Annotated in this window: 15 protein-coding genes and 1 other RNA gene; 10 read left to right on the plus strand and 6 right to left on the minus strand. The window is 35.4% G+C overall.

Annotated elements, in window-relative coordinates; translation table 11 throughout:
* The first annotated feature begins 9 nt into the window (after nt 1-9).
* Nucleotides 10-726, plus strand: coding sequence for a DnaD domain protein (locus tag FA707_RS05210; protein ID WP_136953230.1), 717 nt, complete (start codon nt 10-12; stop codon nt 724-726).
* Nucleotides 727-734: 8 nt separating this feature from the next.
* On the plus strand, nt 735-1,373 hold the full coding sequence (gene nth / locus FA707_RS05215) for an endonuclease III (RefSeq protein ID WP_136953231.1): 639 nt from the start codon (nt 735-737) through the stop codon (nt 1,371-1,373).
* A 41-nt stretch (nt 1,374-1,414) separates the two neighbouring features.
* Here the strand turns inward: nth and FA707_RS05220 are convergent, their stop codons facing one another.
* Both FA707_RS05220 and recU read right to left on the minus strand, forming a co-directional pair.
* Nucleotides 1,415-3,751, minus strand: coding sequence for a PBP1A family penicillin-binding protein (locus tag FA707_RS05220; RefSeq protein ID WP_136953232.1), 2,337 nt, complete (start codon nt 3,749-3,751; stop codon nt 1,415-1,417).
* A complete protein-coding gene (gene recU / locus FA707_RS05225) occupies nt 3,751-4,362 on the minus strand; it encodes a Holliday junction resolvase RecU (protein ID WP_136953233.1) in 612 nt (203 codons plus the stop codon). The genes FA707_RS05220 and recU overlap by 1 nt, the downstream gene beginning before the upstream one ends.
* A 58-nt stretch (nt 4,363-4,420) precedes the next feature.
* Here recU and FA707_RS05230 point away from each other — a divergent pair, with 58 nt between their 5' ends.
* From FA707_RS05230 to FA707_RS05260, 7 genes are all read left to right on the plus strand, one after another.
* Nucleotides 4,421-4,966 carry an SLOG family protein gene (locus tag FA707_RS05230; RefSeq protein WP_136953234.1) on the plus strand — a complete coding sequence of 182 codons (546 nt, stop codon included), beginning with the start codon at nt 4,421-4,423 and terminating at the stop codon, nt 4,964-4,966.
* Between the two features lie 102 nt (nt 4,967-5,068).
* Nucleotides 5,069-5,500, plus strand: a complete 432-nt coding sequence (gene gpsB / locus FA707_RS05235; RefSeq protein ID WP_136953235.1) for a cell division regulator GpsB — start codon at nt 5,069-5,071, stop codon at nt 5,498-5,500.
* Nucleotides 5,501-5,519: 19 nt separating this feature from the next.
* Nucleotides 5,520-5,890: RNase P RNA component class B (rnpB, locus tag FA707_RS05240), an RNA gene on the plus strand.
* Nucleotides 5,891-5,988: 98 nt separating this feature from the next.
* Complete coding sequence (locus tag FA707_RS05245; protein WP_136953236.1) at nt 5,989-7,152, plus strand: THUMP domain-containing class I SAM-dependent RNA methyltransferase; 1,164 nt, start codon at nt 5,989-5,991, stop codon at nt 7,150-7,152.
* A 25-nt stretch (nt 7,153-7,177) separates the two neighbouring features.
* On the plus strand, nt 7,178-8,689 hold the full coding sequence (locus tag FA707_RS05250; protein ID WP_136953237.1) for a carboxypeptidase M32: 1,512 nt from the start codon (nt 7,178-7,180) through the stop codon (nt 8,687-8,689).
* A 183-nt stretch (nt 8,690-8,872) separates the two neighbouring features.
* Nucleotides 8,873-10,399 carry a YfcC family protein gene (locus tag FA707_RS05255; RefSeq protein ID WP_136953238.1) on the plus strand — a complete coding sequence of 509 codons (1,527 nt, stop codon included), beginning with the start codon at nt 8,873-8,875 and terminating at the stop codon, nt 10,397-10,399.
* 71 nt (nt 10,400-10,470) lie between these two features.
* Nucleotides 10,471-10,824: a DUF2200 domain-containing protein gene (locus tag FA707_RS05260; protein WP_136953239.1), complete on the plus strand. Its 354-nt coding sequence runs from the start codon at nt 10,471-10,473 to the stop codon at nt 10,822-10,824.
* 60 nt (nt 10,825-10,884) lie between these two features.
* Here the strand turns inward: FA707_RS05260 and FA707_RS05265 are convergent, their stop codons facing one another.
* From FA707_RS05265 to FA707_RS05275, 3 genes are all read right to left on the minus strand, one after another.
* On the minus strand, nt 10,885-11,739 hold the full coding sequence (locus tag FA707_RS05265; RefSeq protein ID WP_136953240.1) for a DegV family protein: 855 nt from the start codon (nt 11,737-11,739) through the stop codon (nt 10,885-10,887).
* Between the two features lie 12 nt (nt 11,740-11,751).
* Entirely contained in the window at nt 11,752-12,252 is a 501-nt protein-coding gene (locus FA707_RS05270; RefSeq protein WP_136953241.1) for a DUF1836 domain-containing protein, read from the minus strand.
* Between the two features lie 95 nt (nt 12,253-12,347).
* Nucleotides 12,348-12,761, minus strand: a complete 414-nt coding sequence (locus FA707_RS05275; RefSeq protein ID WP_136953242.1) for a ribonuclease HI family protein — start codon at nt 12,759-12,761, stop codon at nt 12,348-12,350.
* 80 nt (nt 12,762-12,841) lie between these two features.
* Between FA707_RS05275 and FA707_RS05280 the strand changes: the two genes are divergently transcribed.
* Nucleotides 12,842-13,303 carry an EbsA family protein gene (locus FA707_RS05280; protein WP_136953243.1) on the plus strand — a complete coding sequence of 154 codons (462 nt, stop codon included), beginning with the start codon at nt 12,842-12,844 and terminating at the stop codon, nt 13,301-13,303.
* 31 nt (nt 13,304-13,334) lie between these two features.
* Here FA707_RS05280 and FA707_RS05285 read toward each other — a convergent pair whose 3' ends face one another.
* Entirely contained in the window at nt 13,335-13,547 is a 213-nt protein-coding gene (locus FA707_RS05285; protein WP_136953244.1) for a cold-shock protein, read from the minus strand.
* Nucleotides 13,548-13,563 lie beyond the last annotated feature (16 nt).

Below are 13,563 nucleotides of genomic sequence, written 5' to 3' on the forward strand. Positions count from 1 at the left end.
GGTGGGAAAATGTTAGAATTACAACGTTTTATTCAGGCGGGAAGCACGTCAGTTTCTAACCTACTTATGACTTATTACCGACAATTAGGTATGAGTGAGCAAGAAATGATACTTTATTTACAATTATTGATGGATGAAAAAGAGGGTAAGAGTTTTCCGGATATGACAGTCATCGCAAGTCGTATGGGCATAACATTGCAAGAAGCGTATAGCTTAATTGAAACATTGATTAATAAAAAAATTATTAAGTTAGAAACTCAGCCTGATTCTTCAGGTAAGCAAACAGACTATTATGATTTGACAACTGTCTATACAACATTACAAGAAGTGTTAGTAGCAGCTCATCAAAAAAATCAAGTAGAACAATCACAATTAGACATTCGTCAGTTAATGCACAAGTTTGAACAAGAATTTGGTAGGAATTTGTCCAGTATGGAACGTGAAAGCATTACTTATTGGATTTATGATGATCATTATTCTGTCGAAATTATAGAACTAGCGTTAAAAGAAGCAGTTCTAAATCAAGTTTATAATATTAAATATATTGATCGTATTTTACTAAGTTGGGAACGAAAAAATTTACGTTCCAAGGCACAAGTCTTAAATGAATTAAATCATCGAAAAAATCAATTGAGAAGCCAGGATAAAGCAGAATTTACCAATGAACAAGCAAAAAACAAACCTAAAATTCCTTTGTTCAACTGGCTTGACAATGAAGGGAAGTAGGATATACTATGCTTTCTAAAGCTAAAACGATGGAAGCAATCGATCTTATCGCTTCCATGTATCCAGATGCAGAGTGTGAATTGGTCCATAAAAATCCTTTTGAGTTATTAACTGCGGTTATTTTGAGTGCACAAACAACCGATGTTTCGGTAAACAAGGTAACGCCATACTTATTTGAGAAATTTCCTACGCCGCAAGCTTTGGCCGAAGGCGAATTAACAGAAATAGAAGAAGTGATTAAAACAATCGGATTGTATCGAAATAAAGCCAAACATATTAAAGGCTGTAGCCAAAAATTGGTCGCTGAGTTTGCTGGGGAAGTTCCCAAAACGATTAAAGAACTAGTTAGTTTACCAGGAGTTGGGAAGAAAACGGCAAATGTCGTTGTAAGTACGGCTTTTGGAGTTCCAGCTATTGCAGTAGATACACATGTTGAACGTGTTTCTAAACGTTTAAGAATCGTAAAACAATCAGCAAATGTCACTGAAGTAGAAGAGACATTGATGAAAAAAATACCCAAAGAACGTTGGTCCAAAACACATCATCAATTAATCTTTTTTGGCCGTTATCATTGTACTGCGAGAAAGCCGAAGTGTGAAGCCTGCCCATTACTATATATGTGCGCAGAAGGACAAAAAAATTTATAGTAGAAGTTAAAAAAAAGCAAGCGACTACTCGCTTGCTTTTTTTAATCTTTGTCATCTTGGTTTGAACCATCAGCTTTCGCTGCATCAGCAGGTTTCTCTTCTGAACTTGGTTGTGTTTCAGCAGGTTTCTCAGTTGAAGGAGCAGGCTCTTCCGAACTAGCGGGTGGTTGCTCTGAACTTTGAGGCTTTTCTTCAGAACTATCAGGTTTTTCTTCTGATTCTATAGAGCTTTCTGGTTTCTCTTCAGAAGATTTAGAGGAGTCTTTCTCAGACTCAGAGCTTTTCTCTTCTGATTCTACAGAGCTCTCAGGCTTTTCTTTAGAACTACTTGGGGTATAGCTTGGTTCGCTACTATATGAAGGGGTAGTTGGTTGTGTCCAAGTGTATCCTTTGACAAATAACTCACTACCATATTTCACGACGCTGTCAGGCATATCCCAATCAGATGATTGAACATTGTTCATTAAGTAAGACATCATATTACGATAAATCGCCATTGCAATCCCTTGTTCAGACTCTGGAATCGCTTGGAAGAAGTCTTCATAACCAATCCAAACTGCTATCACATATTCTTTCGTATAGCCAACAAAACTAATATTTGGAACGCCATCACCTTTGATTTTATCTTCATCGGCTTCATCATAGTTAGATGTCCCTGTTTTACCAGCTTGATAAATACCGTAAATTTGAGCGTTACGACCAGTTCCTCGGTTGATAACATCTTTTAACATGTCAGTAATCATATAAGACGTTGAGTCTTTCATGACGCGTGTCCCTTTATCTTCGTACATTTCTTCTGATCCATCATTAAAGACGATTCGGTTAACATAACTTGGTTGGTAATACTTACCACCATTGGCAAATGCCGCGTATGCTGCAGCCATTTTTAATGAACTGATTTCTTGATGAATTGCACTGGAATCAACAACGCCAATATTTTCGTTATAAATGTTTAGTTTCTTTTGGAACTTTGTCACATTATCAAAGCCAACTTCACGGATTGTTTTAGCTGCTGGAACGTTACGTGAGTCTATTAAAGCTTCACGCATTGTAAGAGCGCCACGATAACGATTATCATAGTTCATTAGATCAATATCTGTCCCTGGATATTGATACGGTTCATCAACGATTATCTTGCCAGTTGAATAATTTAAATATTCAATTGCAGGTGCATAGTCATTTAACGGCTTCATAGCGGAAGCAAAATCACGGGCATCACTAGTGGCTAAGTTTTGTGTTAACTGAGCATCTTCTGGTGCTTTACGATTTCCAATTTGGCTAACGATGTTACCGTTATTAGGATCAAGTACTGTAATTGCTACTTGTAAATCATCGTTTGTAAAGTCAATGTATTCATTTGTATTGACTATATTATATAGCTGTTCTTGTGCCTCTAAATCAATATTTGTATAGACATCTAGACCTTCAGAGTATATGTCGCGATCGGTTTTTTGTTTCACCTCTTTAATCACTTCACTCACATAGTTGTCAACGATTTGTTGTTCTTTTGAGTTGTCACTGTGCTTAATTAAATCTTTATCGATGGGTTCATCTACAGCTTTTTGGTAATCTTTTTTTGAAATGACTTTGTCTTCATACATCTGTTGCAATACTAAGTCACGTCTTCTTTTAGCACCTTCAGGGTTAATATATGGATCATATTCTGATGGTGCTTGAGGCAGACCTGCAAAAAGAGCTGTTTGAGCAAGTGATAATTCATCTAGAGATTTGTCATAGTAATATTTGGCAGCAGTTTTCATGCCGTAAACACCGTTTGACATATAAACTTTATTTATATAGTAGGTAATGATTTGGTCTTTTGACTTTTCACGTTCTAAACGAACAGACATCCAGGCTTCTTGGGCTTTTCTTTCGACTGTCTGGTTGGCTGCTGAAGTGTCAAAGAACGATAGCTTAATCAATTGCTGAGTTAACGTACTTCCACCTTGTAGACCGGAACTAGATCCAGTAATATTGGAAAGTAATGCACCAAAAATACGAATAGGGTCGACGCCAATATGCTTTTCAAATCGTTTGTCTTCAATTGAAATAATCGCATTCTTTAATTCAATGGGAATATTTTCACTAGAAGCGACTTCTCGCTTCATGGAGCCAAGTGTATAAAAGACTTCGTTATTAATGTCATATAAATCAGATGACTTGATACCTTCCAATTTTTTTTCATCTAAAATAGGGGCCTGTCGTGCGTAATTGACAAACAATGCCATACCTGTAAGACCGGCTAAAAAACCGATTAATCCCAGTATACCGATCATTTTTAATAGTGTTCGTTTAAGAGCAGTCGGCTTATTTTTTTGAGGACCTTTAGTTTGTTTGTGATAAGTCGAGGTTCTACTAACTTGTTGATTGTTTTCCATTATAATCTCCTATCTAACATCTTATCAATAATTTCTAAGTAGGCGATACGTGGTGAAATTCTAATAGGGACTAGCGCCACGTGCTCTTGGAAATAACTGTAAGGAATAGATTTTTTTCCAGTTTCTTTTTGGTTCCACCAGACCAATAAATCTTGTGCTTCTAGTAGGTAACACTCTTTTAGTGTGCTAAAATAAACTAGAAGGAAGACTAACCCTTGTTGTGACAGACATTGTTGCATGTGCTCAATCTGATGTTGGTGGATATTTGACAGAGGAAAGGATGTTTTATTACGTGTTTCCTTTGCTTCGAAATCTAAGTATCTACCTTGATAGACACCGTTGTAGTCAGTTGTTGAAGCTTGTTTGAAGTAAGCTTCTTTGATTGTAGCAGCACTACGTTTTGGATAATCGACTTTTACAATTTGAACAGGTGTGGGTTTTTTATGAATGACGGCAATACCTTTTGCTAAGTAATAGTCGTTACTTTCATTAATCATCTGTTCAAAGGTCATGCCACGATTAGCAAAGCTTTGTGTTTTTGGTAAGACTTTCTTATTCTGGGGGGCTTTAACTGATTGATAGCGTTGCCCATTAGGATAGTTCAAAGCCATGTTTATCACACTCCTAGAAGTATTATAACAAAAAAAGTTTTAGAAAGGAAAGAATGACGTGACAAACCTTAAGACTTTATATGTATCGGGCTACCGAACGTTTGAATTAGGTATATTTAAAGATAAAGACCCTAAAATAGCTATTATAAAAAAAGCTTTAAAGAAACAACTTATAATGTATTGTGAAAGTGGTTTGGAATGGGTAATCGTCAGTGGTAATTTAGGTTGCGAATTTTGGGCAACTGAAGTAGTAGGGGAACTTAAAACTGAAGGTTATGATCTCAAACTAGGACTTATCACGCCATATACTGATTTTGAAAAAAAATGGAATGAAGCTAATCAACATAAATTCATGCAGATGTCACAGTTAGCTGATTACCAGAATAGTGTTTCTCATGAGCCCTATCAACATCCTAGTCAATTAAAAAATCATAGTCGTTTTATTCTAGATCATACCGACGCGACACTTTTGGTTTATGATCGTGATTATCCGGGTAAAAGTGAGTTCTTTTTGAAAGAAATAGAACGTTTTATTAATAACAATGAGTATCTAATTGATTTAATTGATATGTTTTCACTACAAGATGCCGCAGAAAGTGAATAATTGTTTGATTTTCTCGTGTATTTTCGATACAATGAGTAAAGAAAGATTACATGAGAACTACTTATTAAGTTAGACATAAAGAAATAAATGGGGTGCCTATCAATGGGAAATTATCATTTAACTGCTAAAGACATTTTACAAAAAGAATTTAAACAAAAAATGCGCGGCTATGATCCAATCGAAGTCGACGAGTATTTGGATAGTATTATTAAAGATTACGAGCAATATAATCGTGAACTTCTAGAGTTGCGTGAAGAAAACGAACGCCTAGTGGCAAAAGTTGATCAATTAACACGTAGTACAGAAACACTATCACGCATTCGTCAAGATGCGCCAAAACAAACCACTACAGTCACTAACTTTGATATCATTAAACGTTTATCAAATTTAGAAAAAGAAGTGTTTGGTAAAAAATTAGCTGAAAAAGAAGTACCACAAGTACAAGTAACGGAAGATGTTAAAGAAACAAATGTACAAACGACACCGTTAACTTCTTCAGTACAAGAAGATTTAGAACAAACTAAACAATTTTAATTGTTAGGTTTTACTTGTAGTTTTCGGGTAATTACAGCAATCTTTTGATTGTTGAGGAAAGTCCATGCTCTCACAAGCTGCGATGCTTGTAGTGTTCGTGCTTAGCGAAAAAATAAGCTAAGGGACTCATTTATTGAGTTACGGCAACTAAAAAAGCTAAGGTCTTTGGACTATGCTTGAGTAAGTTTGAAAGTGCCACAGTGACGAAGTGTTTGGAGAAATTCAAACAGTGGAACGGGTAAACCCCTCGAGAGAGCAACCCAAATTATGGTCGGGGCATTCTTTTCACGGAATTGAACGTAGAAAGGGAACAAAGTAATCTTTGTAGACAGATTATTACCGTTGGTTTTTCGTTCCTGGGAAAACCAATACAGAACATGGCTTATAGAAAACTACATTAAACAGGATGAGGAGCTTTCCGTTGGTTTCAATGGAAAGCTTTTTTTAACATTAATCAAGACTATTATTTTTTAGGAGTGTAACATACAATGAAACAATTTAAATTAATGGCGACAGCCGCAAGCGGAATTGAAGCTTTAGTTGGCCAAGAATTGCGTGATTTAGGGATTGACTGTGAAATCGAAAATGGACGCGCAATTTTTTACGGTGATATTGAAACTATCGCAACTGCTAACTTATGGTTAAGAACAGCTGACCGTGTCAAAATTATCGTAGCTGAATTCGAGGCAACTACTTTTGAACAATTATTTGACAAAACCAACGCCATTGCTTGGGAAGAGTTACTTCCAATGGACGCTAATTTCCCAGTTGCAGGTAAATCAATTAAATCTAAGCTATTCAGTGTATCTGATTGCCAAGCCATTACGAAAAAAGCGATAGTAAAACGTCTAAGCGATTACTACAGCCGATATGGCCGTTTACCTGAGACAGGCGCACTTTATCAATTAGAAGTTGCGTTATTAAAAGACAAAGTAACGATTACCTTAGATACTACTGGTCCAAGTTTATTTAAACGTGGTTACCGTATCGACAAAGGTGGAGCGCCATTAAAAGAAAATATGGCAGCTGCCTTAATCAAATTATCAAAATGGCGTAAAGACCGTCCGTTCTATGATCCAGTATGTGGTTCAGGGACTATTTGTATTGAAGCGGCTTTAATCGGTCATAACATTGCCCCAGGTTTCAATCGTGACTTTGCGTGTGAAGAATGGGCATGGGTGGATCCTGCAATTTTTGATAAAGTTCGTGACGAAGCTGAATCAAAAGCGGATTACGATATTGAATTAGATATCTTAGGTTGTGATATTGATGGCCGCATGGTGGCGTTAGCCAAGAAAAATGCTGAAGAAGCTGGCCTATCAGATTCTATTACCTTTAAACAAATGCAATTAAGCGACTTTACGACGGATAAAGATTATGGCGTAATCATCGCTAACCCGCCTTATGGTGAACGTTTAGGTGAAGAAGAGTCAGTTCGTAAATTATACAAACAAATGGGAGAGGTTTACCGTCCATTAGATACTTGGAGTAAATACATTTTAACAAGTGACTTAGAATTCGAGAAATTCTATGGTGAAAAAGCAACGAAAAAACGTAAATTATATAATGGGGCGATTCGTACCGACTTATTCCAATATTGGGGTAAACGCCCACCAAGACAACCAAGACCTGAAACAACCGAAGCAAATTAATTTTGTAAAGAAAGAAGTGGCGTAAATGGGGTATACTGAGCAAGATTTATTGGAACATTTAAAAGAAATTTCTTTATTAAACGAAACGATGGGATTAGCGCATTGGGATATGACCACTGGCATGCCCGACAAAGCGAATGAACAACGTGGTGAGATGATCGCTTATTTAAGTGGTTTGTCTTATGAGTTAAATTTTGGCGAAAAAATGACTAATTTAATGACATACTTCGAAGATAAAACGTCAGAATTAAGCGAATTAGGTCAAAGTGCGTATGAAGTAGCTAAACGTGCCTTTGATTTGAACTACAAAATCGACAAAGAAAGCTTCCTAGGTTTTCAAAAAACCTTAACAAGTGCCCACGCTGATTGGGTAACATCACGTGAAACAAAAGACTTTAATGATTTTAAAGATTCGTTGACACGTTTAATTGACTATACGAAACAATTTATTCCTTTGTGGAAAAAAGATGAAGCGACACCTTATGATGTTTTGCTAAATCAATATGAGCCAGGGATGACGGTTGAAAAATTGGATGAAGTCTTTGCAACGGTTCGTAAAGGAATCATGGAGATTAGAGCTAAAATCGAAGCAGAAGGCAAGACACCACAAACAAACTTTTTATATCGTCATGTGTCAAAAGCTGAACAACGTGAGTTTGCTGAAAAAGTTATTGCTGATCTAGGTTATGACTTATCTCGTGGTCGTTTAGATGATACGATTCATCCATATGAGTTAACGCTAAATCAAAACGATGTCAGAATTACCACTCGTTGGGCAGAGGAAGACTTCCAAATGGCAATATTAGGAACGATTCATGAAGCTGGACATGGTTTATATGAACAAAATATTAATCCTGAGTTTGCTTACACGCCACTAGCAAATGGGGCATCAATGGGGATTCACGAATCACAGTCATTGTTTAATGAGTTAGTGATGGCTGGTAGTCAAAATTTCTGGAAACGTCAATATCCAGTATTGCAAGAAATTACGGGTGACACGTTTAAAGATATCGAATTTGAAACATTCTATCGTGGGCTAAAACAAACACGTGCAAGTCTAATTAGAATTGAGGCGGATTCTTTAACGTATCCACTTCATATCATTATCCGTTACGAAATCGAAAAAATGATTTTCAATGATGGGGTAGCAATCGAGGACTTGCCAAAAATCTGGAATGATAAATATGAAGAGTATTTAGGGATTCGTCCTGAAAACGACTTAGAGGGTATCTTACAAGATTCTCATTGGTCAGGAGGAAGCTTTGGATACTTCCCATCATATGCACTGGGTTATATGTACGCGGCCCAATTAGAGCATGCAATGAATAAAGACTTAGATGTTCAAGCTATTTTAGCAAGTGATGATTACTCAGCGATTATTGAATGGAATAAACACCATATTCATCAATATGGTGCAAGTAAAAAACCAAACTGGTTGATCGAGCAAGCAACAGGGGAAAGTCTAAATCCTACCTATTTAATTGAGTTCCTTAAAAACATGTATTATGCTGCGTATCAAATCACAGATAATAACTAGAAAAGAGATGACTTCGGTCATCTCTTTTTTGTTTTGTCTCTAAGTTAAGAAGAAAATGAATCATTATAAAACGATATTGCATGAGAAGATAATGAGAATACAATAAAATCAGTCACAGTCTTAGTTATCTGATTTTAAGGGAGTGATATAATAATGAATATTTAAACATAAAGGAGTGAGATTATGTCTCAAAAAGTAAAGAAAAGAGAATTTCCAACGGCGTATACTGTTATTATTATTGTGTTATTATTAGTTCAAATGCTTACGTTTTTTATTCCTTCAGGTAAATATAGTACCTTATCTTATGATGAGAACACTCAGACGTTTATGGTTATTGACGCTAATGAGCAACAGGTTCCTGAACCAGCTACTCAAGCTACATTAGATAAATATGGTATCACTATCCAATTAGATAAATTTACAGATGGTACTATTTATAAGCCTGTAGCCATCCCAAATTCTTACCAAGAAATTGAGAAAGAAAAACGAGGGTTAACAGGAACTATCAGACAATTCTTAGAATCTCAAATTAACGGGATAATTGATAGTATAGATATTATCGTCTTTATTCTGATATTGGGTGGTGTTATAGGGATTGTCAACGCAACAGGCGCAATGGATGCTGGAATGATGCGATTGGCTGAAAAAATGAATGGTAAACAAAAATGGTTAATTGTGATTATTACCACATTAGTCGCTTTAGGGGGTACAACATTTGGATTGGCTGAAGAAACGGTAGCTTTTTATCCTATTTTAGTCCCTATTTTTTTATTAGCAGGTTACGATACAATCACAGCGGTGGCGACTATTTATTTAGGAAGTGCGGTTGGTTCTATGATCTCAACAACCAATCCATTTTCAACAGTTATCGCATCAAACTCAGCGGGTATTAATTTTAGTGAAGGTATGGGATTGCGTGTTGTGATGTGGGTATTATGTGTAGGTGTATCAATTCTCTATACCATTCGTTATGCTGAAAAAGTTAGAAAGAATCCAGAAAAATCTATAATTGCGGATCAAATGGCAAGCCAAAAAGAAATGTTTTTAAAATCACATGAAGACGGCAGTAGCGTTGAATTTGATTTTCGTAAAAAATTAACGTTGATTATTTTTGCACTAGGTTTTGTGATTATGATATATGGTGTTCAACAATTAGGTTGGTATTTCACTGAAATTTCAATGGTATTTTTAGCGCTTGTTTATATTTTAATTTTCGTAGTAGGATTAAGTGAGAAGGAATATGTAAGTAGTTTTGTTGCGGGGGCGGGTGATTTACTAGGAGTCGCCTTAACTGTTGGGGTTGCTAGATCCGTAAGTATTGTTATGGAAACAAGCTTTGTCAGCGATACAGTGATGTACAAATTCAGTCAACTAATTTCAGGGATGAACAGTGTGTTATTCATCTGCGTGTTATATTTTGTTTATATTATCTTAGGTTTCTTTATTCAATCATCTTCAGGACTTGCGGTTCTATCAATGCCAATTATGGCACCATTGGCGGATGTTGTGGGGATTGACCGAGGTATGATTGTTAATGCGTATAACTGGGGACAAGGAATTATTGGATTAATTGCTCCGACTGGTTTAATCTTAGTTTCTTTATCATTGGTACAAGTCGGCTTTGACAAGTGGCTTAAGTTCGTGACGAAATTATTAGTTATATTAATTATTATGTCATTAATTGCTTTAAGTATTGGTGTCTTAATCTAAATAGTATTCGTTTAGAATGTGGTTATGATATAGTAAATTCATAACCACATTTTTTAGGAGGGTTCATCTTAATGAAAAAACCAAGAATTTATACCATAAATTTTGCGACAGTTTATCCATTGTATGTACAAAAAGTTGAGAAAAAAGGGCGAACAGAGGCTGAATTATTACAGATAATCGAGTGGCTAACAGGCTACGATCAATCTGCGCTTATACAACAGATGGAACGTCAAGTTGACATGGAAACATTAATCGATGAAGCACCGAGTTTTAATGCTAACAGTGCGTTAATTACTGGTGTAATCTGTGGTAAACGAGTAGAAGAAATAGAAGATAGCATGACTCAAAATATTCGCTATTTAGACAAAGTAGTCGATGAATTAGCAAAAGGCAAAAAGTTAGAAAAAATTATGCGTGAAGCCTAACATTGTCATAATATAGCAAAAAAGGAAGGGCCTATTTTCAATAGGTCTCTTCCTTTTTGACTATCGTTTAATGACACCCATCCCTAAAACGCCTGGTCCGGTATGGACTCCAAGGGCTGGACTAACTTCATCTAAATAAATATGATGAATATTTGGGAAACGTTTTTCAACGGCCTCTTTTAAAAGTTCAGCTTCTTCGATACAATTCCCGTAAGCAACTGCTAAATCATACGATTTGTGGTTACCGACAAATTTTTCAACTTCTTGAAGTAACTTTTCTAAGCTCTTTTTACGTCCACGGGCTTTAGTTACCGTGTAATAAATACCTTCTTCATTACAAGAAATAACAGGGTTTAGGTTTAAGGCTGTCCCTAAAATCGATGTAACAAGACCGATTCGTCCACCTTTTTTTAAGTACTCTAGTGTTGGAATGCTAAAGAAGACACGGGAATTTTGTACGTTTTCTTGTGATTTAGCAATGACTTGTTCGAAAGAGTTGCCGTTATCAATCATTTCTTTTACATGTACGGCTTGTAGACCGCCTCCAATACCTATACTTAATGTATCAACAAATCCACATACTAAATCTGAATAATCTTTTGACATTAATTTTAAAATGTTGTGTGTGCCGCTAAGACCACTTGAAATAGTAGCGATAATTAAGTGTGTGTATCCGTCAGCAATGATTTGATTAAATATCTTATCAATTGATTCTCCATTTGGAAGAGAAGTTGAAGGGATTTCTTTGCTTAAACGCTCGTAAATTTCCTTAGAAGTAATCGTTTCTTTATCAATATAAGTACCCTCTGGATAGATAATATTTAAAGGCACAACATAGATACCGTCTTTTTCTAAAATACTTTTAGGAACGTCCATTCCTGAATCGACTAACACAGCTATTTTTTCCAACATAATGATTAACCCCTTTTATTTAAGTGTTTTTTCTGTAATTAATTTTGAAGCCAACGTAATAGTTGCCATCTGAACTGTCAAATATTTGTCGTCGCAACGATTAATAATGATATTTCCATCGTTTACAATGCTGACGAGTGAAGCTATAGAATCCTCTAATTGTTGACAAAATTGATTATACGCTAAACGATAATCACCTTGATCAATTTGTTTTAAGATGCCTTGATGAATAGTAGGTAACTCAAAGGACTGTTTTAAGATAGTGATGATAATGAGACGAGCTAAGTGGCGTCGGTCGTATTTTTTTTTAACCGGGGCCAGAATATAGTCATGCTTGACATAGTTATGAACGATACTTGAAGTAATTAATTTATTCTTACTATCGTTCACTTTGAAAGGAAGAGTTGTTCGTTCAACTAATTGAATAACTTGTTCCATATATAAGTCGATGTCTGGTAATTGTTCCCATCTTGGGAGCTTGATTTCAAGTATTTCTTGATAGTAATCGTTTTCCATTAATTATCAAAACCTCTTTACTTAGTTTTTGAAACTATATATTATTTATAACACACTTCATTTATAAATAAAACAAAAAACTGTTGCAAAAATTATTACAACAGTTCCTTTTGCTTTAGTTTTTTAGCTAATCCTTGTCTTGCAAGATTATCTGCCCCTTTATTTTTAGCCTCTGGTAGCCATTGGATAAAAATTATTGGGAATTTTTGTAACAAGTGCTCAATTTTAATTAAGTATGGTTTAAATATCTTATTATGCGTGTATTGTTTATCAATTGTTTGAACAACGACCTTACTATCAGAATAGACATAAGTCGTTTGATGATGCCAGTTTTTTTCAATAGCAAATTCTAGCGCTGTTTGCAGGGCTAAAAATTCAGCTTCATGATTACTCATGACAGATGCAGGAAGGGCCATTTGCACTTGTTGATCATCAATAATATAGAGAAGTCCAAGACCACTTGGACCAGGATTACCTTTCGTTGAGGCATCAATGTAAATTTTTAGCATAAAAATCACTCCTTAGACTATCATACTACCTATGAAATATGATAATATTATTCTATCATTTGATGGATGTGTTGAACAACATGAATAAAGACAAACAATTAACTAAATTTTATTATCAACCGGATATAGCACATACTGTGATTTATTGGTCTTTATCTTTATGCCTATTCTTAGGAGGCATCATAATTACGTTGGAAAAAATTAAATTTTCATGGATGGCCGTTATGTTCATACTATTGGGTTTACTTTTGATTCTAATTGGTAGTAGTAGACGTCTTTGCATTAACGATCAAGAAATCACATTTAGTGTAGGGCTACCTATTTTTCAAAAAAACAAGCGAGTGCCAATCAAGAAAATTCATAAAATTTCATTAGGATCGAAAGGCTTTACGCTATATCAAGAAACACCAGACGGGGAATTCAATGAAATCATCTGCTTAATGAAAGAGAAGTCCCTGCAATATTTTGTTCAGACTATGACGGCCAACGAAGCATTTAATGGCGAAATTAGTGGACTAAATATAAATGAATTAATCGAATAGGTAAGGAAAGCTATCAAAAAAAGTGAAGGCACTAGCCTTCACTTTTTGTTTGTATTTTAACGTTAGTTGCTTGGAAACCACGCTTTCCTTCCATGATATCAAACTCAACTTCTTGATTGGCTTTTAAATTTTTGAAGCCATCTTGTTGGATTCCAGTAAAATGTACGAAGATTTCCTCATTTTCATAAGAAATAAAGCCATACCCCTTTTTTTCATCGAACCATTTGACGATACCGTGAGCCATTTTACATTCCTCCAAA

Source organism: Vagococcus zengguangii, from assembly GCF_005145005.1.
Taxonomy (GTDB): Bacteria; Bacillota; Bacilli; order Lactobacillales; family Vagococcaceae; genus Vagococcus_A; species Vagococcus_A zengguangii.

Bases quoted from the DNA above. Each gene is read 5' to 3' on its own strand.
- FA707_RS05210 (WP_136953230.1), top strand. From the start codon at position 10: ATGTTAGAATTACAACGTTTTATTCAGGCGGGAAGCACGTCAGTTTCT.
- nth (WP_136953231.1), top strand. From the start codon at position 735: ATGCTTTCTAAAGCTAAAACGATGGAAGCAATCGATCTTATCGCTTCC.
- FA707_RS05220 (WP_136953232.1), bottom strand. From the start codon at position 3,751: ATGGAAAACAATCAACAAGTTAGTAGAACCTCGACTTATCACAAACAA.
- recU (WP_136953233.1), bottom strand. From the start codon at position 4,362: ATGGCTTTGAACTATCCTAATGGGCAACGCTATCAATCAGTTAAAGCC.
- gpsB (WP_136953235.1), top strand. From the start codon at position 5,069: ATGGGAAATTATCATTTAACTGCTAAAGACATTTTACAAAAAGAATTT.
- FA707_RS05245 (WP_136953236.1), top strand. From the start codon at position 5,989: ATGAAACAATTTAAATTAATGGCGACAGCCGCAAGCGGAATTGAAGCT.
- FA707_RS05250 (WP_136953237.1), top strand. From the start codon at position 7,178: ATGGGGTATACTGAGCAAGATTTATTGGAACATTTAAAAGAAATTTCT.
- FA707_RS05255 (WP_136953238.1), top strand. From the start codon at position 8,873: ATGTCTCAAAAAGTAAAGAAAAGAGAATTTCCAACGGCGTATACTGTT.
- FA707_RS05260 (WP_136953239.1), top strand. From the start codon at position 10,471: ATGAAAAAACCAAGAATTTATACCATAAATTTTGCGACAGTTTATCCA.
- FA707_RS05270 (WP_136953241.1), bottom strand. From the start codon at position 12,252: ATGGAAAACGATTACTATCAAGAAATACTTGAAATCAAGCTCCCAAGA.
- FA707_RS05275 (WP_136953242.1), bottom strand. From the start codon at position 12,761: ATGCTAAAAATTTACATTGATGCCTCAACGAAAGGTAATCCTGGTCCA.
- FA707_RS05280 (WP_136953243.1), top strand. From the start codon at position 12,842: ATGAATAAAGACAAACAATTAACTAAATTTTATTATCAACCGGATATA.
- FA707_RS05285 (WP_136953244.1), bottom strand. From the start codon at position 13,547: ATGGCTCACGGTATCGTCAAATGGTTCGATGAAAAAAAGGGGTATGGC.